The organism is Nocardia sp. NPDC059154 (assembly GCF_042755705.1).
Taxonomy (GTDB): Bacteria; Actinomycetota; Actinomycetes; order Mycobacteriales; family Mycobacteriaceae; genus Nocardia.
This window is the reverse complement of record NZ_JBHZCS010000003.1, coordinates 17,511-43,614: the sequence shown is the minus strand read 5'-3', so window position 1 is coordinate 43,614 and position 26,104 is coordinate 17,511. Positions and strand designations below refer to the sequence as shown.

At 65.8% G+C, this 26,104-nt stretch carries 18 protein-coding genes and 6 tRNA genes; 11 read left to right on the top strand and 13 right to left on the bottom strand.

Features of this window, described 5'->3' with window-relative positions; all coding sequences use genetic code 11:
• Positions 1–135: 135 nt before the first annotated feature.
• Positions 136–1,389, top strand: coding sequence for a PucR family transcriptional regulator (locus ACFXN1_RS03720; protein ID WP_379446193.1), 1,254 nt, complete (start codon positions 136–138; stop codon positions 1,387–1,389).
• Positions 1,390–1,676: 287 nt separating this feature from the next.
• Here the strand turns inward: ACFXN1_RS03720 and ACFXN1_RS03715 are convergent.
• The 4 genes from ACFXN1_RS03715 to ACFXN1_RS03700 all read right to left on the bottom strand — a co-directional run bounded on the left by ACFXN1_RS03715 (position 1,677) and on the right by ACFXN1_RS03700 (position 3,370).
• Positions 1,677–1,751, bottom strand: a tRNA-Val gene (locus ACFXN1_RS03715).
• A 15-nt stretch (positions 1,752–1,766) separates the two neighbouring features.
• Positions 1,767–1,842: transfer RNA gene (locus ACFXN1_RS03710), tRNA-Gly, on the bottom strand.
• Positions 1,843–1,956: 114 nt separating this feature from the next.
• A complete protein-coding gene (locus ACFXN1_RS03705; RefSeq protein WP_379444936.1) occupies positions 1,957–2,829 on the bottom strand; it encodes a DMT family transporter in 873 nt (290 codons plus the stop codon).
• A 91-nt stretch (positions 2,830–2,920) separates the two neighbouring features.
• Positions 2,921–3,370, bottom strand: a complete 450-nt coding sequence (locus tag ACFXN1_RS03700) for a MarR family winged helix-turn-helix transcriptional regulator (protein ID WP_379395488.1) — start codon at positions 3,368–3,370, stop codon at positions 2,921–2,923.
• Between the two features lie 119 nt (positions 3,371–3,489).
• On the opposite strand from ACFXN1_RS03700, the gene ACFXN1_RS03695 reads away from it, so the two are divergent.
• Positions 3,490–4,026 (top strand): DUF1772 domain-containing protein, encoded by a 537-nt coding sequence (locus ACFXN1_RS03695; RefSeq protein WP_379444935.1) that lies wholly within the window; start codon positions 3,490–3,492, stop codon positions 4,024–4,026.
• Here ACFXN1_RS03695 and ACFXN1_RS03690 read toward each other — a convergent pair.
• Entirely contained in the window at positions 3,999–4,682 is a 684-nt protein-coding gene (locus ACFXN1_RS03690; RefSeq protein ID WP_379444933.1) for a CPBP family intramembrane glutamic endopeptidase, read from the bottom strand. The genes ACFXN1_RS03695 and ACFXN1_RS03690 overlap by 28 nt on opposite strands.
• 127 nt (positions 4,683–4,809) lie before the next feature.
• Between ACFXN1_RS03690 and ACFXN1_RS03685 the strand changes: the two genes are divergently transcribed.
• On the top strand, positions 4,810–6,555 hold the full coding sequence (locus ACFXN1_RS03685) for an amidohydrolase family protein (protein WP_379444932.1): 1,746 nt from the start codon (positions 4,810–4,812) through the stop codon (positions 6,553–6,555).
• Between the two features lie 114 nt (positions 6,556–6,669).
• Here ACFXN1_RS03685 and ACFXN1_RS03680 read toward each other — a convergent pair whose 3' ends face one another.
• Positions 6,670–7,716 carry a fused (3R)-hydroxyacyl-ACP dehydratase subunits HadA/HadB gene (locus ACFXN1_RS03680; protein WP_379444931.1) on the bottom strand — a complete coding sequence of 349 codons (1,047 nt, stop codon included), beginning with the start codon at positions 7,714–7,716 and terminating at the stop codon, positions 6,670–6,672.
• Between the two features lie 346 nt (positions 7,717–8,062).
• Here ACFXN1_RS03680 and ACFXN1_RS03675 point away from each other — a divergent pair, with 346 nt between their 5' ends.
• On the top strand, positions 8,063–9,010 hold the full coding sequence (locus ACFXN1_RS03675) for a LysR family transcriptional regulator (protein ID WP_379444929.1): 948 nt from the start codon (positions 8,063–8,065) through the stop codon (positions 9,008–9,010).
• A 358-nt stretch (positions 9,011–9,368) separates the two neighbouring features.
• Positions 9,369–10,505 (top strand): FUSC family protein, encoded by a 1,137-nt coding sequence (locus ACFXN1_RS03670; RefSeq protein ID WP_379444928.1) that lies wholly within the window; start codon positions 9,369–9,371, stop codon positions 10,503–10,505.
• Here the strand turns inward: ACFXN1_RS03670 and ACFXN1_RS03665 are convergent.
• The 4 genes from ACFXN1_RS03665 to ACFXN1_RS03650 form a co-directional block, all read right to left on the bottom strand.
• On the bottom strand, positions 10,474–12,771 hold the full coding sequence (locus ACFXN1_RS03665) for an FdhF/YdeP family oxidoreductase (RefSeq protein ID WP_379444927.1): 2,298 nt from the start codon (positions 12,769–12,771) through the stop codon (positions 10,474–10,476). The two genes, ACFXN1_RS03670 and ACFXN1_RS03665, sit on opposite strands and share 32 nt — an antisense overlap.
• Before the next feature lie 203 nt (positions 12,772–12,974).
• Positions 12,975–13,049 (bottom strand) — tRNA-Val (locus tag ACFXN1_RS03660).
• Positions 13,050–13,075: 26 nt separating this feature from the next.
• Positions 13,076–13,146: transfer RNA gene (locus ACFXN1_RS03655), tRNA-Cys, on the bottom strand.
• A gap of 23 nt (positions 13,147–13,169) precedes the next feature.
• Positions 13,170–13,242 (bottom strand) — tRNA-Gly (locus ACFXN1_RS03650).
• Positions 13,243–13,614: 372 nt separating this feature from the next.
• On the opposite strand from ACFXN1_RS03650, the gene ACFXN1_RS03645 reads away from it, so the two are divergent.
• Positions 13,615–13,689, top strand: a tRNA-Val gene (locus tag ACFXN1_RS03645).
• 10 nt (positions 13,690–13,699) lie between these two features.
• Positions 13,700–14,023 carry an iron-containing redox enzyme family protein gene (locus ACFXN1_RS03640; protein ID WP_379444938.1) on the top strand — a complete coding sequence of 108 codons (324 nt, stop codon included), beginning with the start codon at positions 13,700–13,702 and terminating at the stop codon, positions 14,021–14,023.
• Here ACFXN1_RS03640 and ACFXN1_RS03635 read toward each other — a convergent pair.
• From ACFXN1_RS03635 to ACFXN1_RS03625, 3 genes are all read right to left on the bottom strand, one after another.
• On the bottom strand, positions 14,004–16,016 hold the full coding sequence (locus ACFXN1_RS03635) for a serine/threonine-protein kinase (RefSeq protein WP_379444925.1): 2,013 nt from the start codon (positions 16,014–16,016) through the stop codon (positions 14,004–14,006). The genes ACFXN1_RS03640 and ACFXN1_RS03635 overlap by 20 nt on opposite strands.
• 460 nt (positions 16,017–16,476) lie before the next feature.
• Complete coding sequence (locus ACFXN1_RS03630) at positions 16,477–16,791, bottom strand: hypothetical protein (protein WP_379444924.1); 315 nt, start codon at positions 16,789–16,791, stop codon at positions 16,477–16,479.
• 1,030 nt (positions 16,792–17,821) lie between these two features.
• Positions 17,822–18,619, bottom strand: a complete 798-nt coding sequence (locus tag ACFXN1_RS03625; protein ID WP_379444922.1) for a hypothetical protein — start codon at positions 18,617–18,619, stop codon at positions 17,822–17,824.
• 2,929 nt (positions 18,620–21,548) lie between these two features.
• Between ACFXN1_RS03625 and ACFXN1_RS03620 the strand changes: the two genes are divergently transcribed.
• The 4 genes from ACFXN1_RS03620 (at position 21,549) to ACFXN1_RS03605 (ending at position 26,098) form a co-directional block, all read left to right on the top strand.
• Positions 21,549–21,791, top strand: coding sequence for an MbtH family protein (locus tag ACFXN1_RS03620; RefSeq protein WP_379444921.1), 243 nt, complete (start codon positions 21,549–21,551; stop codon positions 21,789–21,791).
• A 387-nt stretch (positions 21,792–22,178) separates the two neighbouring features.
• Positions 22,179–22,742, top strand: a complete 564-nt coding sequence (locus ACFXN1_RS03615; RefSeq protein WP_379444920.1) for a hypothetical protein — start codon at positions 22,179–22,181, stop codon at positions 22,740–22,742.
• A 204-nt stretch (positions 22,743–22,946) separates the two neighbouring features.
• Entirely contained in the window at positions 22,947–24,602 is a 1,656-nt protein-coding gene (locus ACFXN1_RS03610) for a serine/threonine-protein kinase (protein WP_379444918.1), read from the top strand.
• Positions 24,599–26,098 (top strand): serine/threonine-protein kinase, encoded by a 1,500-nt coding sequence (locus ACFXN1_RS03605; RefSeq protein WP_379463480.1) that lies wholly within the window; start codon positions 24,599–24,601, stop codon positions 26,096–26,098. The genes ACFXN1_RS03610 and ACFXN1_RS03605 overlap by 4 nt, the downstream gene beginning before the upstream one ends.
• Positions 26,099–26,104: the final 6 nt, after the last annotated feature.

Sequence of the window (26,104 nt, the reverse complement as noted above, 5' to 3'; positions counted from 1 at the left end):
CAGTGTGCTGTGGTAGCGGAACTGCACGCTTGTACCGTGAGTCACAAGGTGACCGGCTGCGGTTGTGCCGCCGCGGCAGTCTGTAATGTGCCACCGCTGCCATCTGTACATCGACGTACGCTCGGGAGAATCGATATGCGTCAACCCCGTGACCTGGTTGCGGAGGCCAGAGCCTGGTTCGAATCCTTCGCCAACCGTGAAGTGGCCGAGCCGGAGTTGACCACCCTGTCCGGACGGATGATCGACGCCATCGCCGCCGACGTGCCCGAGATCGGATCCGACGCCGCGCTTCGGCAGGAATTGCGGGTCGCGGTGCACGACGGCGTCGGCGCGTACTTCAGCCAGGGCCCGCACGAACGCCCCGGCGATATCCATCTACCCAACGCCGCCAAAGCCCTGGGGCGCGGACTGGCCCGGCGTGGCTATGACATCGCACTGCTGCAACGCTGCTACCGGACCCTGCAACGCATCAGCTGGGCCGAGATCATGACCTCCGCCTGCCGTGAGATCACCGATCCGGAGTTGTTGCCGGTGGTGCTGGATCTACAGTGGGATCACCTGAGCCGCACCATATCCGGCGCTACCGAGCGCGCTGAAATGGCCTTTCTGGACGAGACGCGGCGGCAAGCGAGCAGCGCGCTGACCCGCAGGCGCGAGCTCGTCGAGGCAATCCTGCACGAGGACAGGGTCGATATCGAGCGCAGCACACGGCAACTCGGGCACAACCTCTACATCCAGCAGACCGGCCTGATCATCTGGACTCTGGACCGCACCGAGGACGACGTCACGGCGATGCTGGAGACACTGGCCGTCGACATCGCGACCGCCCTCGGCGCTCCGCGTCCGCTGATGCTGCCCGCCGGCGGCCGGATGCTCTGGGCCTGGCTGGCCACACCGGAAGTGCCCGACCTCCGGAAGATCGCTCACCTGAAGGCATTTCAGCAGCGTCGACCAATCGTTCAGTTGGCCGCCGGGGTCCCCGCGACCGGAGTGGAAGGATTCCGCGTCAGCCACCAGGAGGCCCTGCGGGCCTACCGGATCGCCGCGGAGACCGAGCCCGCGCCGGTCACCCTGTACCGCGACGTCGAACTCGTCAGCTGTCTGGCCGCCGACATCGCCGCGCTGTCGCGGTTGGTGCGCCGCGAACTGGGCGGCCTCGCAGAGCGGGGCGCGGCCACCGCACGGCTGCGCGATACCGCCCTGGTCTACCTCGAACAAGGCAGCATGGCCAAGGCCGCGGAATCACTGAACGTGCACAAGAACACCGTGCTCTACCGGATGCAGCAGGTCGAGGAATTACTGCCGCAGCCGCTCGACGAACACAGGATGACCTTGGAGGTCGCTCTCCGGGTAGTGGCCACCCTCGGCGAACGGGTGCTCCCGGAGTGAGGACCGACCGGCTTCGGCACGAAATGCCGGCGGCCGTCGATGGCCGGGGCGGGCACAAGTCGAGCAACAACGGCCTGTCCGCCGAGTGCACGTGCGGACGCAAGATCCGGGTATCCCGAACTACTTTCGAGGCCGGACTACTGCGGCACCTGCGGCGGTGAGTTCGTGGTCGAGGGCGAACCTGAGAGCCGGGCCTCAGTTCAGATCGAGTTCGCGGACCTCAGTTCACGTTGAGTTCACGACAGCAGAAAGGCCCGGCGGAAGCCGGGCCTGATCTGGTCGAACTCTGGTGCGCGATACTGGGATTGAACCAGTGACCTCTTCCGTGTCAGGGAAGCGCTCTCCCGCTGAGCTAATCGCGCCGACAAAATCCCCCGTGGAGCGGATGACGGGATTCGAACCCGCGACCCTCACCTTGGCAAGGTGATGCGCTACCAGCTGCGCTACATCCGCGTGCTCACCCGGCCTTGTGGGCCGATCGGCTTGCGGGACAGAACATTAGCCTATGGGTGGGTGGTTAATGCAAATCGCCAGGAAAACGGGGGATTTCGGGCGTGGCGGCGATGGTCAGTCGGTGGCGGGCCGGGGTTCGGGGGCGGGTGCGGCCTGGGCGCGGGAAAGGCGCACCGCCGCAACGCACATGACGACGACCGCCGCGGCGACGAAGGCGGTGCCGACGGGGCCCGAGCGTAGCCGCTCGTCGAGGACGGTCATGCCGAGGAAGGCCGCGCCCAGCGGTTCGGCCACGGTGAAGGCCGGCAGCGAGGCCGACAGTGGGCCGACCTGATAGCCGCGCTGTTGCACGTACAGGCCGAGCATGCCGCACGCGGCCAGGACGTAGAGCTCCCAACTGGTCAGTGCGGTGCCGATGCCGACCCGGAACAGCTCGGTGACATTATCGGTGAGAGCGGCGGAGATGCCGAACAGTAGACCCGCGGCCGTGCCCAGCAGCAAGGCTTGCAGGGTCGGCACCCGCACCGTGGTTGCCACCGCGATGCCCGCGACGATCACACCCAGCGTCAACCCCAGCGGCAGCATCCATCGATGCCAGGGTGCGTCGGCCACTCCTTCGGTCGGGTCCCCGACCACCAGGAAGCAGGCCAGCGCGATCGACAGCGCCGCCGCCTGCATCCACATCACCGCCGTCACTCGGCGACCGCTGTAGTGTGCGGCCAGCGGCAGCGCGAACACCAGCGCCGTCACCAGAATCGGCTGGACCACCAGCACCGAGCCCAGCGCCAGCGCCGCCACCTGGAACGCGAAACCGCCCGCGTCCCCGATCAAACCCGCCAGCCACCGCGGATTCCGAATCAACTTGGCGACCAGCGCATCCCCTTCGGGCACATCCGCTGCGGCGCGCTGCTGCGCCACCGCCGACACCGCGAACAAGATCGCACCGATGAACGCGCAGACCATCGATGCCACAGGTAGGTTTCCCACCCGGCCAGTCTGCCCGACCATCCCATGCTGGTCGGTCACCAGGGGCCCGCTACCAGCAGAATGCGAGGCGGTCGACGGTAGGGCAGCACCGTCAGCGGTCGATTTCCTCGGCCCAGGCTTGCAGGCCGGCCAGGAAGCCCCGGCGTTCCTCGGCGCCGAGCCGGGACATGGCACGCAGCAGGGCGTCGGAGCGGCGGTTGATGAAGGTGGCCACATCGTCGCGGCGGTCGTCGGGGAGCGACAGCAGGGTGCGGCGATTGTCGTCCGGGTCGTTGTGGCGCTGCAGCCAGCCGGCCCGATTCAGTTCTCCCGCGAGCTGACTCGCGTTGGTGAGGCTGATGCCGAGGCGACGGGCCAGCTCGCTCACGCTGATGCTGCCCGCGGCCAGCACCTGGGCCAGGACGGCGCCGTGGCGATTGCCCAGCCCATCCGCCTCGAAGGACGTGCGCAGGGACGAGGGCATATCGCCGTGGGCGCGGCGGAAATGCGTGGCGATGAGCGGTGCCAGCGCCTCGAGCCGCCGCTGTTCCTCGGCGCTCACCGGTGCGCCTGCGGTGTCCGCCGCTCGCGGTGAACGAGGCACGAACCCTCCGATCGATGTCGAACCGCCGTCTTGACAGAGTCAGGATACAGGTTCAAAAATCAGAACTGTTCAGAAATATGAACTACCTGCGCACCACTGACCTCTCGAAAGGCTCGCCCATGCGCACCCGCCTGCTCACCGCAGCCGCTCTGCTCACCACCGGATACCTGTGCGGCGCATTCGGTTACGGCTTGATCAATGTCGCCCAGGCATTCAAGACCGTCCCCCTGGACGTCCGCTTCACCTTCCACACCGCCCTCATGAAGGTCAACGGTCCCGTCATGCAATCGGCCATGGCGCTGGCCGCGCTGACCTCGCTGCTGCTGGCCGTCTACAGCGGCGGCCTCGTGCGCCGTTTGGCCGCCACCTCGTTCGGCCTCGAGGTGACGAGCTTCGTCATCACGCGATTCGGCAACGTCCCCATCAACGGCAAGATCAAGCAGTGGGCGGTCGGCCCGGTTCCCGCCGACTATGCCCAGCTGCTGCACCGCTGGGAGCTGTTCCACATCGCCCGCACCACGACGGCACTGCTGGCCTTCGTGCTCATCGTCACCGTGGCGGTCTTCGCTCAGCCCGCACCATCGCGTCAGGCGGTTCTGGTGGCCCCCAACTGAATTCGGGCGGCCGGGGCGGCGCCGTGATAGAAGTACCGTCCCAGTCCGACGGAGAACACCAGCATCCCGTACAGCGCGTGCTCGACCGAGGCGGTGAACAGCGACTGCGTCCGCATGTACCGCGCGGCGAACAACCACCCGCCGACGCTGCTCGCCGCCACCGAGAACCAGCTTCCGAACACGATGTGCACGTAGCCGAATGCCGCGGCACTGGCCGCCACCATCGCCCGCCCGTCACCGAACACCGGCTGGTAGCGGTGGAACAGGAACGACCGGAAGATCAACTCTTGCGGATACACGCTCAGGGCGGGATACAGCACCATCACCGCCAGCCAGATGAGCGGATTCCGCCGCGGCAGATCGAACAGATCCTCCCGCCGCAGTGCCGCGGTCACGGCGGTCAACGCCACCGCGTTCGCCCCGGCGGTCACCGCCATCGACCGCGCCTGCTCCGGAAACGCCTCCGCCCGCCACAGCGACCCTCGATCGAATCCCTTCGACCGCCGCAGATACACCGTCACCCCGGTCCCCAGCACCAGCAGCGCCGGAATCGGCGGCTTCCCCCGCAGTACCGCGTTGTAGAGGGTCGTCCCGCCGAAGAACAACGCCGCGTACTCGGCAGCCAGATAAACCCGCCGCCACCGCCGAATTCTCATGCGCTCCACCATAATTTCCCGCGCGTGAACGCGCTGATCAGAACCGATTCTCCCGATTCCTACTTCGCTGACTACATGTCTAGTTAGTCTGTGCAGTGTTAGCGAATCTGGATTGCTAGGACTTCTCGTGAGCTACTCACTCATCATCGGCAACGGCACGATCGTCGACGGGACCGGAGCGGAACCGTATCCGGCCGACCTCGCGGTGGAGAACGGACAGATAGCGGTGATCGCCGCGCCCGGGGCGCTCGCGAACGCGGTGGCGCAGAACCGGATCGACGCGACAGGGCTGCTGGTCACCCCGGGCTTCGTGGACATCCACACGCATTACGACGGGCAGATCACCTGGGACCCGCAGCTGACGCCCAGCTGCTGGCACGGCGTGACGACCGTGGTGATGGGGAACTGCGGAGTCGGGTTCGCCCCGGTCACCCCCGAGAAGCGGGAGTGGCTGATCGGGCTGATGGAGGGCGTCGAGGACATTCCGGGCGCGGCGCTGTCGACCGGAATCCGCTGGGACTGGCAGTCTTTCCCGCAATTCCTCGACGCGCTGGACCGGCTGCCGCTGGCCATCGATGTCGGCACGCAGGTGCCGCACGGCGCGGTGCGCGCGTATGTGATGGGGGAGCGGGGCGCGAAGAACGACCCGGCCTCGCCCGAGGACATCGCCATGATGGCCAAACTGGTGCGCGAGGGCATCGAGGCCGGGGCACTGGGCTTTTCGACCTCACGCACGATCGTGCACCGCGCCATCGACGGCGAACCCGTGCCCGGCACGTTCGCGGCCGAGGAGGAGCTGTTCGGCATCGGCCAGGCGCTGGCCGACGCGGGCGCGGGCGTCTTCGAACTCGCCCCCGCCGGCATCATGGGCGAAGACCTCGCCGCCCCGGATCGCGAACTGGCCTGGATGCTGCGCCTCGCCGAACAGACCGGCCGTACAGTCAGTTTCGGTCTCCTACAGCACGACGGCGCACCCGACGACTGGAAGCGCCTGCTGGACGCGGCCGCCGCCGCCTTCGACTCCGGAATCCCGGTGCGCCCACAGGTTTCCGCGCGGCCACTGGGCCTGCTGATCGGCCTGCAGACCTTCAACCCGTTCTCGTTCCGGCCCTCCTACCAGGCCGCGGTCGAGCGCGCGGGCCAGAACCTGGACGCTCTCGTCGCCGAACTCCGCGATCCCGCGCTGCGCGAGACGATCCTGACCGAGGCCGATCTCCCCGACAATCCGATGGCCTTCATCAGCATGGGACTCGACCGCACATTCACCCTCGGCGACCCGCCCGACTACGAACCGGACCCGGAAACCAGCCTGGCCGGCGACGCCGCCCACGCGGGTGTCGAACCGTTCCACTACATCTACGACCAGCTGCTCTCCCGCGACGGCCGGGCACTGTTCTACCGCCCGCTGCTCAACTACTCCCGCTTCACGCAGGATCCGATCCGCGAGATGCTCCTGCATCCGGCCACCGCGGTGGGTCTCGGCGACGGCGGCGCGCACGTCGGCGCGATCTGCGACGCCTCCAACACCACCTACCTGCTCACCCACTGGGCGCGCGATCGTGCGCGGGGCGAACGCATTCCGCTGCCCCTGGCGATCCGGAAGATGACCTACGACACCGCCCAGATGTACGGCCTGGACGACCGCGGCGTCATCGCCGTCGGTAAGAAGGCCGACCTCAATGTGATCGACTTCGAGGCGCTACGCCTGCTGCCGCCCGCCATGGCCTACGACCTGCCCGGTGGTGCTCGCCGATTGCTACAGCGCGCCGAGGGCTACCGCGCGACCATCGTCTCCGGCGAGGTCGTGCTCCGCGACGGCGAGGACACCGGTGCCCGGCCAGGAGCCCTCATCCGCTCCCAGCGTTCACACTGATTGCCGGACGCGACCGCCGCGTTCACCTTCGGCGACGGGTGAACGCCCTACATCGAGCCCAGGACTGCAGCAAGTAGGTGATATCGGCCATGATGCCGGTGATCGCCGCCGGGATCAGCTCAGCTGGACCACGGCGGTGGCGCGGCCGAATACCTTGCGGCCCTCGTGCATTGCGGAGATCGCGACCGCGGCGGTGCCGGCCACCGGATCGATCGACTTGACCTTGCCGGTGAATTCGATCGCGGTCGGCCCCTCGCTGCCCACGTAGACCGGATTGCTCATGCGCACACTCAGTTGCTTCAGCGCGCCCGGATCACCCAGCCAGGACGTGACGAAGGCGCCGGCATAGGCCATGGTGAGCATGCCGTGCGCGACCACGCCGCGCTCCAGACCCACCATACGGGCGGCGTCGGGGTGCCAATGGATGGGATTCGCATCGCCCGCCACCCCCGCGTAGCGGACCAGATCGCCGATGGTGAGAAAGACTGTGCGACTGGGCAACTCATCGCATTCGCGGAGCGAGCCGACCGCCCGCGAGTGGGTGCTCCGGTACGTGGCCGGCGTGGCGATCCAATCGACGAGCTCGACCCGTTCGGGCGAATGCCGCACGAACGTGTCCAGGCCGCGGTGCACCAGCGCCTCGATCCGCTGTGCCACCTCCGCGGTCTGTGCCGACCGTTCCGACCGCGAGATCATGCTGGTCGTCCCCGTGACCACCGCCTCGCCCCGCTGATCGGTGACGACATTCTCGAACACCAGCATGTCTCCGCCGAACGCCTGCCGGAACGACTGCAGCACCACATTGCTGGTCAATCGATCCCCGACCACAACCGGCCGATGGAATTCCAGCACCTGATCCGTGTGCACCGAAGCCCGCAGGTCATAACCCATCAGCAGCTCGCTCACCCCGTGTAGCACCGGGCCGCCCAGCAGCGCCACGAATGTCGGCGAAGCCGGCAAGGCCGAATACCCCAGCGCGGCTGCGACCTCGTCATCCCAATGCGCCGCATGCTCGTCCTGAACCGCTGCCGCGAACTCCAGCACCTTCTCGCGCCCGACCTCGTAATACCCGTCCAGCCGGAAGCGTCGCCCCGCCATCTCCCGCGCGTGTTCGACCGCATCGAACCCGTCTCGGGTATCCACGCCGACCCCGGCCTCCATTACCCCACCTCCTCCACCAACCGAAGCGAACATCTCGAGTCATCGATGTAGGGCAACAGCCGTGTGGTCCAGCGAACCCCGGGTCGATCGAACGTGGGTCGAGCGAAACCTGTAACGGCGTGACAAGGCAGAGTAACCAACTCGAGCCCATTTCTGTCGCAGCGACCCCGAAGCGGACAAAGACCCCCGAGTGAGTGGACGGCTCGGTGACGGTGGGGATCCCGAGTCGATGCTCAGCGAGGGAAGCGGGCCTCCGACCGATCACCGCGCCCGGAATCCGCACGGCAGCGGCCCATGAAGCGAATCGGCCGCAGGCACCACCGGATCGGCGTGATCGAATAGGGCCATGCTGTTCCGCCAGCTCGAGTATTTCGTTGCGCTCGCGCGGGAGCGTCATTTCGCGCGGGCCGCGGCCGCCTGCTACGTGTCGCAACCGGCGTTGTCGGAGGCGATACGCAAACTGGAGAACGAATTGAAGGTGCCGCTCGTGAAGCGCGGCCGCACCTTCGAGGGGCTGACTCCCGAGGGGGAGCGGCTGGTGCTGTGGGCGCGCCGCATCCTGGCCGACCACGACGCGCTCAAACAGGAGGTCACCGCGCTGCGGACCGGTCTGTCCGGCGAGCTGCGGCTGGGTGTCATCCCCGCCTCCGCCGCGACCATCGCGCTGCTCACCGACCCGTTCTGCGCCGCGCATCCGCTGGTGCGGGTCCACGTGGAGACCAGCCTGGCCTCCGCGGACATCGTCGATCGGTTGCGCCGGTTCGAACTCGACGCGGGCGTCATCTACCCCGACGGGCAGGACACCTCCGGACTGACCGTCACGGCCCTGTACCGCGAAGAGCAGGTGCTGCTCGTCGGCGCCGACCTGGTCGCCGAGCGGACGAGCCCGCTCGACTGGATCGACATCGTGGAATTGCCGCTGTGCCTGCTGAATCCCGGAATGCGAGGCCGCCAGCTGGTCGACTCCGCCCTTGCCACCCGGAATCTGGTCGCGCACCCGCGCCTCGAAACCGACTCGGTCGCAACCCTTTTCGCGCATGTCGCCACCGGTTGCTGGGCCACGGTCATCCCCTCGACGTGGCTCCGCACCACGCCGCCACCCGCCGGAGCCCGGGTCGTGCGCCTGCGAGACCCTGCCGTCGGCTCGATGATCGCGCTGGTCATCCAGTCGGACGAACCGGTCTCTACGCTGGCCCGGGCCCTGATCGAAACCGCCCGCGCCGCGCGCCCCGATATCGTCGAGCACGAGCCCACAGACCGCCCGCCCACCCAGCGTGGTCCAGAAGCGAGTTGACCTTCGGGGAGTGCGGTGGTCACGAAGTGCGCTGATTGCCGGGCTGTGCACCGCCGTGCCGAGATGCGGTGGTCGCCGGGCCGGGTCGACCGGCGTTGATCGGCGTTGTTTATCGGGGGATAAGAATTGCCGTTTGAACTGGGCATTCATGATCGACGACAATGGGTTGGCGGACGAATACCCGCGGATCGGTGTCCCCTCCGTTGTCGGATCGTGAGCGTCGGTCCGCTCGTCCGTCATCACCTCGCGCGAACTCCGGCTCACACCGTCGGTGGGCGTGCCGTATTGCTATGCCCGGTGGCGCCATTGTCACCGGCAGGCGATGCGGAGCTGCTCGTACGACGATCGGAGACCGGCTGTGCACCTGATACGCGGACTGACACGCGAACTGCTGGTGCTCGGTCCCCGCGACGACGACCACCACCATGCGGTGCGCGTCGCGTCCGGGCTGGCGATCCCGGGCACCGTGCTGGTGCTGACGGGCCGGACGGATCTGCTGGTGTTCGCGGTATTCGGCTCCTTCGTCGGCATGTACGGGCGTGGCCGCACCCGCTGGTCACGCCTGCGGCACCAGCTGCTCGCGGCCGCACTGATCGGTGCGGGCGCAGCGATCGGCGTCCTGCTGGCGGCGATCCATGCCCGTCCGGTGCTCCTGGTCGCCGTCGAGACCGGATTCGCCGCTGCCGGTTCGCTGTTCGCCGACCGCGCCGGACTGCGGCCCGGCGGGCCCTTCTTCGGATTGTTCGCGCTCGGCGCGCTGGCGTCGGTTCCCGCGTGTGCGGCCGCACCATTGCCGGGACTGTCGCTGTTCGCCGCCACCGCGGTGCTCTGCGTCCTGCTCGGGACGCTCCACGCCGACACCGTCGCGCCGACCGCAGAAGTCCGGGCGTTCGAGTTGGGGGAGTCGGCGCGCCACGCCGGCCGCTATGTCCTCGCGGTGGCCCTCGCCGGTGCGATCGGGGTGGGGTGGGGTGTGACCCATGCCAATTGGGCGATGGCCGCCGCTGCGGTACCCCTGGCGGCCGGGAATGCGCGCGGCCGCGTCCTGCGCGGAATGCACCGCGTACTCGGGACTTTCGTCGGCCTGGCTGCCACCGCGGTCCTGCTGTTGCCGCATCTGCCCGCGGCTCTGCTCGGCGTGGTGGTCTTGCTGCTGCTGTTTCCCACCGAACTGTTCATGGCCCGCAATTACGCTCTCGCCCTGGGCTTCTTCACCCCGCTGATCATGGTGATGACCGACCTCGCCGCGCCCGCCGACCCGGTTCGGCTACTGCTCGACCGCGGCACGGACACCATCCTCGGGGTCGGCGTTGGTATCTGCGTAGCCATCGCCACCCGGCCGCGGACGACTGCCGGGCCGTCGCAGCCCGAGCTCCCGGCCGAGGATCGGGTCGGCGTCGCGCCGGGGCCCGGAACCTCGCCCGTGAGCCGAGTGTCGAAAGCTCTGTATTCGCGACGCCCGGTCAGCGACCCGAGGCCTCGACCCGTACATTGACGTTCTTCATGATCGGCTGGTCGCTCTGGGTGCTGTAGTCGCCGATCGCGCACAGCACATTCATCTCCGGCATGTACCCGGCCGCGCAACCCCGCGGAATGTCGTAGGGAATGACCTTGTAGCCGCTCAGCTTCCGCGTGCTGCCGTCCCGGGCGATGCTGGTGATGTCGACCTCGTCGAACTCGCCGAGCCCACGCTCGCGCATATCGTCGGTGTTCATGAAGATCAGGGTGCGCAGATTCTTGATGCCCCGGTAGCGATCGTTGTCCGAATAGATGGTGGTGTTCCACTGGTCGTGCGAGCGCATGGTCGCCAGCGTCAGCACGTCCGCGTTCTGTGCCAGTTGCGGCAGCGGGGCCGCGGAGAACTCCGCGCGCCCCGATGGCGTGCGGAAGACGAGTTCGCGTGCGGGCTGGCGGATCCGGAAGCCGAGCGGCAACCGGACCCGGCGGTTGAAGTCCTCGAATCCGTCCAGGACGGCGGCCATGGTGTCGCGGATGCGGTCGTAGTCGCCGACGTAGTCCTGCCAGGGGGTGCGGCTGTCGGGCAGCGCGGCCCGCGCGATCCCGGCGATGATCGCCGGCTCGGAGAGCAGATGCGGGGACGCGGGCTTCTTCATGCCGGTCGACAGATGCACCATGCTCATCGAGTCCTCCACCGAGCTGGACTGGATCCCGTTGCGCTGCATGTCCTTCTCGGTGCGGCCCAGGCAGGGGAGGATGAGCGCACGGCGTCCGTGCACCAGATGGCTGCGATTGAGTTTGGTGCTGACGTGAACCGTCAACTCGCAGTTGCGCAATGCCTCGAAGGTGTAGGCGGTGTCCGGCGCGGCGAGCGCGAAGTTCCCGCCCATCCCGATGAACACCTTCACCCGCCCGGCCGTCATCGCCTCGATGGTGGCGACCGTGTCCAGGCCGTGTGCGCGCGGCGGCTCGATGCCGCACACCTGGCCGAGCCGGTCCAGGAACGCCTCGGTGGGCCGATGGTCGATGCCGCAGGTGCGATTGCCCTGCACATTGCTGTGCCCGCGCACCGGTGACGGACCCGCACCCTCGCGGCCCAGATTGCCGCGGAGCAGCAGCAGGTTCACGATCTCGCGCACCGTGTCGACGCCGTGCTCGTGCTGCGTGACTCCCAGACACCAGCTGACGATGGTGCGGTCGGCGGCACGATAGATGTCCACCGCCGCGCGGATTCGCGCTTCGCTGACTCCGGACAGCTGTTCGATCTCGGCCCACGAGGTGGCCTCGCAGACCGCGCGATAGGCGTCGAACCCGCTGGTGTAGCGGTCGATGAATTCGTGGTCCAGCGCCTTCGGATCCGACTTAGATTGCTCCAGAACGGCTTTGGCCATTCCCCGGAGCAGGGCCATGTCGCCGCCGATGCGGGGCTGCAGGTTCAGGTTGCTGGTCGGCGTCGCCCGGAAGGTGGCCATCGCGACGAATTCGTGCGGGATGATCGCCTTGCGCGCCGCGGCCTCGACCAGCGGGTTGATGTGCACGATCCGCGCGCCCCGCTTGTGGGCCTCGACCAGCGCCGTCAGCATGCGCGGCGCGTTCGAGGCCGCGTTGACCCCCAGGATGAACAGCGCGTCCGCCGCTTCCCAATCCTTCAGATCGACTGTGCCCTTGCCGGTTCCGAGCGAGGCCTGCAATGCGCGGCCACTGGCTTCGTGGCACATGTTCGAGCAGTCCGGCAGATTGTTGGTGCCGAGCTCCCGCGCGAGCAGCTGATACAGGAACGTGGCCTCGTTGCCGAGCCGGCCGGAGGTGTAGAACGCCGCCCGATTCGGGTCGTCCAGCTCCCGCAGCGCGCGCCCGGCCATCTCGAACGCGTCCGCCCAGGAGATAGGGACGTAGCGGTCGGTATCGGGGTCGTAGCTCATCGGTTCCGTCAGCCGGCCCTGATTCTCCAGGTCGAACTCGCTCCATCCCGACAGTTCCGTGACGGTATGGGCGGCAAAGAATTCCCGCCCGACACGCTTGTGGGTCATCTCCCAGGTGACGTGCTTGATGCCGTTCTCGCAGATGTCGAGATGCAGGCCCTTCATGTCGTCGGGCCATGCGCACCCGGGACAGTCGAAGCCGCCGTTCTCGTGGTTCATCTTCAGGATCGCGCGCGGCCCGATGATGGGCTCGCCCTCGCGGGCCAGGAGACCGGTCACGCTCTTGGCCGCACCCCAGCCGGCCGCGGGGTGATGGTAGGGGTGGAAAACGGGTTCGTGCTCGTCGCTCTCGCCGACGCTCTCGGGTGAAACCGTGGCCATCACGTATCCCTTCGACGATCCGATGATCCGACCGGGCCGGGCCCGAAACTGTCCTCATCCTCGCCACTGCTCGCCGATGACGTCCAAGACGCATCAACAGACAAACGATAGATCTCGCCGATCACCGCGCGCGGGCGCCCCGCCGATTTTGCTCGAGACAGCAGAAAGGCCCAGCGTGAGCCGGGCCTGATCTGTATGAAACATGGTGCGCGATACTGGGATTGAACCAGTGACCTCTTCCGTGTCAGGGAAGCGCTCTCCCGCTGAGCTAATCGCGCGGGTCTTCTGCTCTTCATAAAAGAAGAGGCGGCGACGGGAATCGAACCCGTGTGCACGGCTTTGCAGGCCGTTGCCTCACCACTCGGCCACACCGCCAAGCAGGCCGTGTTGGCCTCTCGAGCGGATGACGGGATTCGAACCCGCGACCCTCACCTTGGCAAGGTGATGCGCTACCAGCTGCGCTACATCCGCATTTCGTCCCGGGCGCCTTTCGGCTGTCCCGCTGACGAGAGAGAACATTAGCCGACGATCTGCGCAGGTAACAAATCGCCTGGTAGGAGGGGGTAAATCTGAACTACAGGCATGTAGTTCCGCCGGTCGTCCGAGGCGGGGAGAACCGGGTGGGCGTGAATCGCGGTCCATCCCACCGCGCCCGGGCGACGGGCCCGTGTCGCCTCGGCAACGCGCCGGTGAAGCCTCACCCACCACACCACCCTCAGAAACCTCAGTTTTACGCTGTTGTGCACGCGATTTGGTGTGACAGCAACCGGGTGTGTAATCTTCATTCTCGTTCGAGCGGCACCGCAAACGCCGGTCCGAACAGTCGCCTCGGCGACAACCCGCGGTTCTATAGCTCAGCGGGAGAGCACTCGCCTCACACGCGAGGGGTCGCTGGTTCGATCCCAGCTAGAACCACCATAAGGGGCTTATTCAAACCGGCGTTCGCCCGCTGGTTCGGGTAGGCCCCTTTCGGCATGTCGAGGCCGATGCGGTGCACGAGCAGCTCATGCGACGTGAAGTGATCGGGGATCTGCTGGCACGCGAACCGGACACCCGTGCATCGATAGTTTTCCGTATCCGCGCCACGAACCTGCTCGAGGACCGGTTTCGCCACCACTGTGCAGAGCGAGGGCCGCAGCCGCTCAGAATGCCGCGTGATTGGGGCGCTGGTGCATCGCGGCGAGGCGGGCCGGGATCGGGAGCCGTCATGCCGCGGCCTCGGACACCGGCGTCTACTGAAAGTTCCTTTTGAACCAGTCGACCAATTCCTGTTCGGACTTGGGACGGTTGTAGGGGGAATCGGGCGGGTCGGATAGGAAGCCGATGACGATATCGGCGCTCTGATCCACAGCGAGGAGCGAGGGAAAGGGCTGCCCGGTCGATCGATCGGTGGCGCAGGTGAACCGGCCGACCGTCGTGCCCTTTCGAATCCACGATTGGTCGGGAACCGTCGCATCGTCGCACGCGTGGCCGTCGAGCAGGATCCTGAAGAAATCGAAAACCCGGCTCGCGGCCGCATGGTCGGGTGACTGCGAGAAACCTGCAAACGGTACACCGGACTCGTTGCCGAAGCAGAAAGCGGCGGCGGTCACATTGTTGGAGGGGGGTTCGACGTGTCGGCAGTACCGTGGGTTGTAGGCGGCGGGGAGTTTGGCGAGCAGCACGCGGTCGGCCGGAGTGTAGAAGTCAGGGTCCGCCGGAGTGGTCTTGAAAAGCGAATTCCCGTCCCCCTTGTCGCGCACCTGATAGGCCAATGCGGCGCTGCCGCCGGCCGACTCGTCGAAGAAGAAAACCGCTATGACGAAGGCCGCCTCGTCTGTTTGGATCAGCGCCGGTGTCGGTGGTGTCGTCGTCGCACTCGTGAAGCAGGCCATCCGCCCGACCTCCCTGCCGGCCTTTGTCGCGGGGCCGTCGGGGCCGGGTGGATCGCCCGGACAGCTGCTGGCGTGGAGATCGCGGCTGACGCGGCGGTAGGTCAGGTGTAGTGCATCGGCATTGGGAAACAGATGGAAATCGCCGCTGGCCGAACGGATTTCGGCAATCCCGTCGCATGTGAGATGGGCTTTGTCCCCGTAGGTCCCCGGGTTCTGGTGATGACAGGTGCTGCGGCTGTACGGCGGGGGCAGGATTTTCAGCAGGGTGACATCGTCGTCGGTGAATTCGGCTTTCGCCGGCCCTGTCCTCGGTGGTGTGGACTTGTGGAGCAGCGGCCAGGCGCCGACGGCCGCGGCGGCCACGACCGCGACCGCGGCAGCGGCGATCCAGAGGCGGCGTGGTCGGCGCCTGCCCGCCGGCACGGCCCCGGCCTCGGGTGTGGAGGTCGCCACAGGTGTGGGACGCGTCGTCATGGTGGGCTCGCCGTCGACTGTGACGGTGGGACTGCCGTCTTCGGCGTCGCTGGGCGAGGATGCCAGTGCGGCGCGGGCGGCGGCGGCAAGTTCGCCGGCGCCGGTATAGCGCTGATCGGCTGGCTTCGCCATGCCGCGAGCAACGACAGCGTCGATCGCGACCGGTACTCCCGGTGCGCGGGTGCTCGGTCGGGGTGGAGGTTCGAATATGTGCGCGTGCATGACAGCGGCGTCGCTGCCGTCGTTCGGGTAGGGGCGGGTGCCGGTCAGGCATTCGTGCAATACGCACGCCAGGGCATACACGTCGACAGCCGCCGTGGTCGGGCCGGATTGGAAACGCTCGGGTGCCATGTAGTTGAACGACCCGATCGCCGAACCGGTCTTGGTCAGGCGTTCGTCGGTGTTCGTGTTGGCCAGGCCGAAGTCGACCAGATAGGCGAACCCGTCGTGGGTGAGCAGGATGTTGTCGGGCTTGACGTCGCGGTGGATCAGGCCTTCGTGGTGTGCGGCGTCGAGCGCGGCGGCGATCTGGCCGATCACCGCGATCGCTTGCTCGGGTGGCAGGGGACCGGCGGTTCTCAGCACGGTGCCCAGGCTTTCGCCGCGCACCAGCCGCATGTCGATGTAGAGCAGCCCGTCGATCTCGCCGTAGTCATGGATAGGGATGACGTGAGGCTCCTGCAGCACTGCGGCGATGTGGGATTCGCGCCGGAACCGGGCCCGATAGACCGGGTCGTCGGCCAGTTGTTCGGGCAGCACTTTCAAGGCAACTACCCGGCCCTTGGTGGTATCGAGCGCCTCGAACACTCTGCCCATTCCGCCGGAACCGATCAACCGCCGCAGCCGGTACTTCCCGAACGTCGACCCGGGCGTCAGCGGTAGCCGTGGGCTATTCACGCCCGCCCCGTATGTATTGCAGGTGACCTGCGCAGGTCGGTTGCTGCGGCACCGTGCCGGGCGCGATCGGGCTTGTGCCCGGCTCCCAGGATCGTCCGATCGGATATCGCATCACCGCACCGACTTCCGGAATTCCCGCCGACGAGGGGCACCGACACGAAGCCTCGTAATCAAGGATGTCACGAATTCACTGCACCCGGCGACGCTGCGGACAACCTGTCCAGCAAACCAAACGCGACCTCGCAGTCAACGCCGAGATGCGGCTGCCCTGCCCGAGCGTGTCGGGCGGTTGTCACCGGACAAGCCGTGCAGGCACCTCGCCGTCGTCGAAATGCACTGCGCTGGGCACGAATACGGCCTCGGCGCCAGCGGCTCGGACTGTATCGAGGAGTTTCGGAAGCAGGCCGGCACGACATGTTCGAGTACGGTGTCGAGCCTCCGCTGATGGTGTTCGAAAGGTTCATGCACGCGTGCTTCGACGCTGTCCGCGACGGCGCCGTGCGACCTGGGGCTCGGGCACTGCGGGCCCGATCGTGACGTGTGCGAGCAACCCCGGTAGGTCGATGCCCAGATGCCGGGTGACCTCACACAGCGCGTTGTCGAGTGCCGTCCGCATGGACCCCGGCTGGGGGTGCAGCCGGACAATGGTGTCCGCGTGGCGGATTTCGACGCGGCAGACCTTGTCACCGTGGGCGCACCCGGCGACCGGCCGCGGTGCACCGATAACGACATGGGCCTCACCGCCGCGGCGGCTGACCCGGCCGGTGATGAACATCTGCACTCCAGCACTTCCCCTCGAGCGACTATTTCCACCTTGACGGTCCAATTGCTGCTCAGGCCGGGTGGATAGGAAGAGCCTGCGGGCCGATCCACCCGGCCGTCGAGCACGGTGCACCGCTCGGAGTCGGCGAAGCGGGGCACCTATTCCGGAGCCGTCCACTGTGACCCCGGCCCGATGATCCGAAGTGAGAATGCGGCGCGATAACCCGCCCGGATTCCCGCCATGCTCCACGATCGGCTCACCCGCACCGAACCGTATCGAGATCCTGCGTTGGAGCGGCCCGAATGCCGCGGTGGTGGCACGAATCGAGAGTGCCCAGGCACGGAAGGTCAGCGATATCTTGAAATTAGCTACGCGATTGAGATCCTTGACGCCTTCATCGCTCGTCTGCACCTCCTCCTGGACACACCCACAGTCGCACGCCCTGTCGCAGTGGCGCCCTCGGCCGATGGCCGGCACCGGCTCGCAGAGCCCAACGGGCCGAGTGCCGATGTACCGCAGCCCACCTCGCCTATGTGGCTGAAACCGGGGGTTCCGGGCTATTGAGAGGCATGCGCAGTCAGGGTCAATCCGTATGCGTCGATTGCGGATTGGAGATCCTGCACGCAGGTCGTATGCGCTGATCAGGAATTTCACGGCGGTGACGACTCCGCCCTGAAGTCGAGGTGAGCCGTAGGCGGCCGCGTCGAGGACGGCGCGAGTGAGGACGCTGACGGCCTCGAGCGTCCGGGTCGTGAACTTGCTGCGCACGCGGGCGGACCGAAACGTCACCCGCGAACGCGACTCGCCGAGGTCGGGGCTCCAGCTTTGGGAGGCCAGGACGGTGTGAATGCGTCCGCGGGTGCGGTTTTGGCGGTGGTCTATCCGTGCCAGGCTGTGCTCGAGGCGGTTCGATCCTCGTATGACAGCACACATTCCGCGATTACCGACCGCTGCGGTCGGCAGGCCGGGATCCAGCCGGTGTATGCGGTGTGGTCAGGTTCTCCAAATCCTTCGAACGGTTCCACGGGCCGTCTATCGGGTGTCAGTCGCCGATTGTCCGTGGTGGTGCGCTGAGTGCATGCACCGCACCGAGAGATGCGCCTATGCCGGCACCGATGGCCGCAATTGGAACCTCCATGAGGGCCGCACCGTAAGCAGCTCCTACGGGAACCGCCGCAAGGCCGATCGGCGCAAATGGCAGGCCGATCGCCGTGCCCATCATGCCGCCGACGACCCCACCGAACAGCCCGAAGGGGCTCGCCGCCACTGCCCCTGCCGTTACGCCGACCGCAGCGCCGCCAATAATTTCTCCTGCGACGCGGTCGGACCGGCTGCGCTCCATTCCGATCGAGTCGAGGAAGGTTGCGGTGGCCGCCTCGGCTTGGGCGGCGCCATCGTTCAGCTGGATTGCCTGCTCACGATTCAGCCACTCCGGTGAATCGACTTGCACGTCACCGAAGCGCAATTTGCCGGGCGGGGGCGCAATTGGCGGCACCGGGGCTACCGGCACGGGCGCATGCAACTCTCCCAAGGGAGCGAGGTACTTGTTCTCCGGCATCGGCCGCGCCCACTGCAGCGAACTCAGCGTGTCATCTGGAATCCGAAGCCCCTGGTACGGATGCACATTGGGTGCTTCAGCCGCGGGCCACTGCACCGGCTGGTCGGATCGAGGCTGGTCGCCCTGGAGCCGGTCAGGCTGCGATCCTTCAGGCTGAGTCTGGCCGGGCCGAGACGGGTCGGCCAGACGCTGGTCCTGTTGAGACTGGTCGGACTGCAACACTTCGGTGCTCTCAGTGGGCGCGGCGTTCGCGGGCTCGGTTCCCGCCAGCCCCAACGTCACCGGAACTACTCCCACGACGGCCAACGACGCCAATTTGTATCGGGGCTGGTGGGGGGCTCTATGTTTGCCCGTGCTCATAGATCGCCTTTCATATGGAAAGAGAATTTCAGCTACTACGTCACAACTGCCGGTGGCGAGTGTAATTCTCTCGCGTACGTTTTAATTCGACCTCGAGTCAAGCCTCGGTAACCTGCGAGCGTTCGGTGCGGACAGCCGAAACGCCTGTATGGAATACTTACATCCGCTCTGTGCTATAGAAGTTCGGATAAAATCAACTGGACCTGCCGAAGAACAATTGCAGCATTGATCGCGTCGTGTCGCAGATGGCTTGGAGCATGGCTGGATCAACACCGCTGTCATCTTCTCCGTCTGTGTGAGTCGACACCCCCGCAGATCATGCCCGCGAACCGCGCGGTATGCGGCAACCGCTGAAATCGTGGCCGTAAGCGACGCACGGACGGGAACCGACCGGAAATCTATCCACCGCGGACTCGGACGTCAAGCATTGCCACATGCTGGCGTGTCACATGGCTTATTCGTGCAAAACGGGCAAAATGTAAATATTGGTCAGGGTGCACGCCAGGGGTGATTCGGCCAGGGGTGCCACCACACGATTGTGGAGTTCAAAGACACCGCGAAGACCTCATGCAATTCTGTTCCAGCCAGAATCTGATCTTGATATCTTTGTACGAGAAGTCCCTTCGAATCCAGAAGGTCGCAAATTCGAGCCAGGCGGTTGTTTTTGATCGTTCGGTGGCCCAATCGTCGGCTTGTCGATCTGCGTAGATACCGGAGTTCGCTGATGCTCGCGGGTACCAGGTGAGCTGTTCGCTGCCACGGCCGGCGGTGGCGACCCCTCTGCCGCCCCGTCGTTCATCGGCAATCGTTCATCGGCATCGGGCGACGGAAGGGTAATACTGTGGCGAGTTCACCAGACCACCGGGAATCGTCGAGTGTGTTCAGCTCTTTGACGGATCCGGACCGCACCCGCCCCGATGTCTCGGATCCCACCGAGCAATAGCAACACCCGTCGCAGATCACCGTGATGGCTGGCGGGTAGCTCTGGCGCTTCCGTAGGCGCGCCGACATCAGATCTGCGACCGGCTTCGTTCTCGCTGTCACCCACGTGCTGCCGTTCCCCCGGTCCATCCGCGCACGTCGCCGCGCCCGCATGTTCGCACCCTCAGGATTCATAGCAGATGACTCTAGCCGTTCTGTCGTGGCTGGCCATGGATTTGCAGGATTAAGTCACGTCAAATCCTTGAAATTCCCGGCGGGTCTCGTGGGTCAGGCTGACTGGGGAGTCCAGCCGCCGACCCGGCGCTCTGCGGCTGAATCTCGAGGCGGCGGCCGGTGCAATCTCGATGCGAATCCGACCCAGCCGGGTTGTTTCGATCGAATTGTCCGATTGCGGACCGTCCTCAAAGCGGCAATCAGGACGGATTCCCTGGAATATTTGTAGGTTCCAACACGTACGTGCGCCGAAGCGGACCAACGGCCATCCCGTCGACGCAGTACGATGGCCCGTCAGCGTTTGCCACCCATCATGACCCAGCCGAATAAAAGGCCTAGAAGCGTCCAGATGGAAATCACCTCGGCGAGGATCGCAATGCTCATGAGATCACGGCTTTCATCGAGCGGCCTCCGAACATGAGCGAAGCTGTCCAGGGGATATGTCGACGTCTCCGACGGTGAGTCATTCGGTAGTCGCATCGGAATCCTTTTCCGCATGAAGTGCCCTTTGGCGTATTTCGACGGATCCAAGCGCACCACCGTGCGGAACTCACGAAAGGTCGCTGCACACCAGCACATTGCGTGCCAGGTCCTCCAGACTCCGTCTAGCGCGCACCGCTGACCAGGGGTCTTTGGCGAACAGTCCCGGATAGCGTTCGCAGTAGGCAATGAAGGTAGATCTTTCGGTAACCCAGACAACCCGGAAATCGTTGAATGTTACGTGCTCGGCGTACACTGCGCTCCGTCCATGCAATCGGCACCTAAGACTTGCCCAAACACTTACTCTCGAGTTGACATGCGAATCAGTGGAACAGCCGGTAACGGCCGGCTCGGATGAATTGGTTGCCGACTCGCGATTCGAGCCTCGGCCACCACTCTCTCATCGCGACAGTCCAACGCCTCCCAAGTCCAACGCCTCCCGATCGGTGAACATGTTCCCCCCGAGCGGTGGTGTCGGGGATAGACGACACCACCGCGACGTTGCGGAGCACAGAAGGGCATTCGTTCCACAACATCGGGATCCGCCTGAGGGGGATAGCGGATCATTCGCCACATTACAGCTATTGGGCGATAATTGATGGATAAAGAGGAAAGGTTTCCTGTTTGCCGGATTGGTGACCGTCTCTATCCGGACGAAACGCCCGCAGCCTCGGTCCTGGTATTCCGGCAAACGTGCCAGTCACCCTGCGCCAGGGATGGATCGACAAGTGCCAGACCCATCCCATTGTGTTAGCTGGATGATGGCCATATTGCTGCGCGGCCTCGGTTAGCTTCACCGGCCCCGGTGATCGCGAGGAGTGCGTTGAACACGGCGGCGGCCGGCTTCAGCAGCGCCTCGCGAGACTTCGGATCGGCCGGGACGCGCAGATCGTCGGCACCCTATGTCCAATGTTCGGATTTTGTCCGTTTTGCACGAACAAGCCACGTGACACGCCAGCCATGTGGCAGTGCTTGACGTCCTGGTCCACGGTGGTTAGGTTTCCGGTCGGTTCCCATCCGTGCATCGCGCGGTGACGGAACACCGCGCAGTTCGCAGGCATGATCTGCGGCAAGTATCGACTCGCGCGGACAGAGATGACGATGGTTTGATCTAGTCATCCCTGGTGCGTACATGCCATGTACGCGCCAGGGATGATTGTCTTGCTCCTGGCCACCTGCTACACGACGCAATCAATGCTGCAATTGTGAGGCGAGAATGAGCACTAACCCATTCGATGACGAAGACGGCAGGTTCTTCGTTCTGATCAACGACGAAGAACAGTATTGCCTGTGGCCAAGCTTTGCCGATATCCCGAGCGGGTGGCATCGAGCGTTCGGTGAGGACAGCCGAAACGCTTGCGTGGAATACATCGAGAAGAATTGGACTGATATGCGTCCGAAATCCCTGAGACAGTCGATATCCGCCAATGCCGCAGCAGCTCAGGTCGCCGAGGCTTGACCTGAGGTCGAATTAGCGCATACGTGCGATAAGACGATAGCGCCATGGCAGTCGGCGCAGACCACGAGAGTCTCGCGCCGCCGATTCGCCACAGTCATGCCCTCGTTCTGGTGATGAAGCGGGATCAAGGCATGGCCGATCGGCGCAAGCAGTTCTTGGGCGTCCATATCCGCCCGGCGTGCCGTTCGAATCTCTTGCACAACTCATCAGAAGTCGACAGAGAGGTCTTTCATGGCAGGACAGCATCTCGCTCGCTCGACCAGGCGGTTCGGGCGTGCTGGATCACTACTGGTCCTCGCGACGGTTCCATTGTCGGTGGCGTTGTTCGAGATCCCCGCGGCGTCGGCGGATGCGACCAATTCTCCAACGGCGACCAGTCGCAACGATATGAGCGGGAAGCGGTCCGTTCCTGACGGCCGCCTCGCCCCGGTCGACCCGTCCAGTCTGCACCTGCCAACGGCTCTCGCCCCGCCCGTCGCGCCGATCCAGGCGCCGGACGGGACCATTCGCATCGGCTCAGTTTCGGTCGGACGACCGGACTGGGTCGACCCTGGGTTCACCGACGGGATCAACGACTCCTACGGGCAGACGGAGGCCATGCTGGCCCAGGGATTCGACTCGGTCGGATTCGCGCCGACGCGGTCGGACCGCATGGCCGCCGACGCTCTCGCCGGTGCACTTGCAGGCAATGTGGTGGCGGGGATCGTTTCCAGCCCGTTGACCTCCACCGGTGCGATGGTCGGTGCCGTCGCCGGTTTCATTGCCGGTATTCCCTTCCTCCCGGCGGGCTTGGTGGTCGTACCGGTCATCGGCGCTGCCATCGGTGCCGCAGTGTTCGCGATCCCTGCGGCCGTGGTCGGTTCCGCGGTCGGGGCGGGGGTGGGTGCCCTTGTAGGTGCGCTGGAACCCGCGACACCGAACCTGCCCGCCGATCAGCCGCTGCAGGCCTAGGTCCACCAGAAGGGCCTCATCTTCACCAATTCAGGGTGAAGATGAGGCCCTTTTCGGCTTTCGGCGGCGTTGGTCCAAGGCTGAGCCGTGGGCGCTGATTCGGCCGAGCGGATCGTCGCCGCGGGCGGCGTCGGCGGGCTATGGTCGGGTATCGCAAGTAGGCGGTGACGTCCCTGCAACCTTCCGGGAGGCAGGCATACCGGCATGAGCCAGTCGGCGGCGGACTCGCGGGTAGGCACGACATTCGGGCACTACCAGCTGAAAAGGCTGCTCGGGCTCGGTGGTGTGGGGGATGTCTACGAGGCGTATGACACGGTCAAAGACCGCACGGTTGCGCTCGAGCTGGTGCCTGGAGACCTGGCCGCCGATTCCCGCTACCGGGAGCAATTTCGCCGCGAATCACGTCTCGCGGCACGTTTGCAGGAACCGCATATCGTCCCGATTCACGACTTCGGCGAGATCGACGGATTGCTCTACGTCGATCGGCGGTTGGTTCGCGGTGACGACCTCGGAATGCTGCTCGCCCGGCACGGCCCGATGGATGCGGCCACCGCGGTGGCCGTGGTCGGTCAGGTTGCGGCGGCACTGGACGCGGCGCATGCCGATGGGCTGATCCACGGCGACGTCGAGCCCGCCAATATCCTTGTCGGCGACGACGACTTCGCCTATCTGGTCGACTTCGGTATCGGCCGCTCTTTTGCCGGTTCCGGATCGACCGGCAGGGACACCCGGGCAGGAGTCTCTGGCAACGAGGCTCCAGAAGTCTTGCAGGACAAAGAGATCACCGGCCGAGCTGACATCTATTCACTGGCGTGTGTTCTCCACGAATGCCTCACCGGCACCCGCCCGTACTCCAGTGGCAGTGCGGAGGCGGGGATCAGTGACGATCTGTTCGAACCGATTCCGCGTCCCAGCGTGGTGCATCCGGGAACTCCGGCGGCGTTCGATGCGGTGATCGCGCGCGGCATGGCTACGGAGCCTGCCGACCGTTACCGGACAGCGGGCGAGCTGGCCCGCGCCGCCCGCGATGCGCTCGACAGCACCGAGCAGCAGTCGGCCGCGACGATCCTGGGCGACACCGAGGCCGGGCCGCCCATCGCCACCGAAGCATTGCTCGCCGCCACCGCCACCGAAGCCGCGCCCATCGCCACCGACGCAATGCGGGCGCCGGAGTTCGAGGCGACCGAAGCGGGCGGTCCATCAGTGACCCTGGCTCCGCAGCCGCAGCCGCAGCCGCAGCCGCAGCCGCAGCCGCAGCCGCAGCCGCAGCCGCAGCCGCAGCCGCAGCCGCAGCCGCAGCCGCAGCCGGCCCGGCCCGTTCTTTCGAAACGGCGCGCGGGGATCGTCGTTCTGGCGACGCTCGTGGTGGCTGCCGCCCTTGCGCTGGCGGGAGACGGTGCGCCCGTACCGAATCGATACTCGACTGCCGACCTGCGGCTGCTCGAGCTCGTCCCCACCGGATACACCCGAGCGAATTGTTTGCACGATGCCGGACATTCGAAGGCTTCGGTACAGATGGATGCCTTGAATTGCCAGCCGGCGACCGGGGTTCCGGCGGCCCGATTCTTTCTGTTTCCCACCGTGGATCTGGTTCGCGCGTTCTACAAGGTCGTCAGTCAGCAAGTACATCCCGCGCGGTGCGCGGATGGTTCGCAAGGGGGCGACTACTACAACGGCAGCCGACCCGAGCGCGACGTCGTCGGCCAGTTCGGCTGCTTCGCCTCCGATGACGATCCCTCGGTTCCGGGGATCATCTGGAGCAACGAACCCGATCTCGCCGTGGGGATCGCGTACGCGGACAAGCCGGGCGACGCGCAGGAATTACTCGGGTGGTGGAAGAGCCGGGGTGGTTTCCAATGAGCGAGACAGCGCGAAATTCGCGGGTAGGCACGAAATTCGGGCACTACCAGCTCGTGAAATTGCTCGGACGGGGCGGTATGGGCGCGGTCTACGAGGCTTACGACATCACCAAGGACCGCACGGTGGCGCTCAAGCTCCTGCCGGAAAACCTGGGGGCCGATGCCCGTTATCGGGAACGGTTTCGTCGCGAATCTCACACTGCCGCACGGTTGTTGGAGCCGCATATCATTCCGATCCACGACTTCGGCGAGATCGACGGGCTGCTCTATATCGATATGCGCTTGATCCGTGGCGAGGATCTCGGCAGCATTTTGTCCCGCGATGGACCGCTGCCGCCGAGTCGGGCGGTGGGCATCATCGGCCAGATCGCGGCGGCATTGGACGCGGCTCATGCCGACGGTCTGATCCATCGGGATATCAAGCCGGCCAACATTCTCGTCGCCGACGATGACTTTTCTTATCTCGTCGACTTCGGTATCGCCCGCTCGGCGACCGGTCCGGGATTGACCAGCACGGGCACCGCGATCGGAACCTATGCCTACATGGCGCCCGAACGATTCCGTAAAGGGGAGATCACTTCTCGCACCGATGTCTATTCACTGGCCTGTGTGCTACACGAATGTCTCACCGGGACAAGGCCTTTCCCCGGCAACAGCGTCCAGGTCGTGATCAAGGCCCATCTGTTCGATCCGATCCCGCATCCCAGCCGGGCCCGCCGGGGCATCCCCGCCGCCTTCGATGACGTGATCGCGCGGGGCATGGCCAAAGACCCCGCCGATCGTTACGCCCGCGCAGGGGATCTGTTCCGCGCCGCACACGACGCTCTCGGTGACACCGACCGGCACACTGCGGCCACCATCCTGAGCAGGAACCGTGCCCCGATCATCAGCGCACCGCGACAGCCGGCCGAAGTGCTGCGACCGCGGAAGCGGTGGCGCATCGGGACGGCCGTGGTGGCGGTGCTGCTGGTGATTTCCGTCGTGGCCGGGATATGGCTGGCGAATCGTTCGAACCGAAACGGCACCACGGCATCGATCACGGGGTCCGCGGCACCTACATCGGCCAAGCAGTTCACGCCTGCGGAGCTCGCGCTGGTGAAGCTCGTGCCGCCGGGAAACGACGAGCACACCTGCTCGCACGTTGATCCACCGCCCGGTGGCACCGCCAAGTTGTATTGCGTGCCGGGCGGGAAACCCTTTGTTCGCGACGCCTTCTTCTCCCAGTACGGCACCATCGCGGCACTCCACGACGGCTACAACCAATGGACCTCCGGGCACTCCGCCGGAGATGAAAAGTGCCCGGACGGAAGCACACCGGGCCCGTACACGGCGCACGGCCAGGACCAGGCGACCGGTCAGGTCGCTTGCCTGCCCACGCTCGCCGCGATCGTCTGGACCGCTGAACCCGATCTTGTCCTGAGCATCGTCTTCGGCAACGCCACCGGGGACCTGCCGCAGCTGTTCACCTGGTGGCAACAGCAGGTCGGATCCACGTAGCGGAGA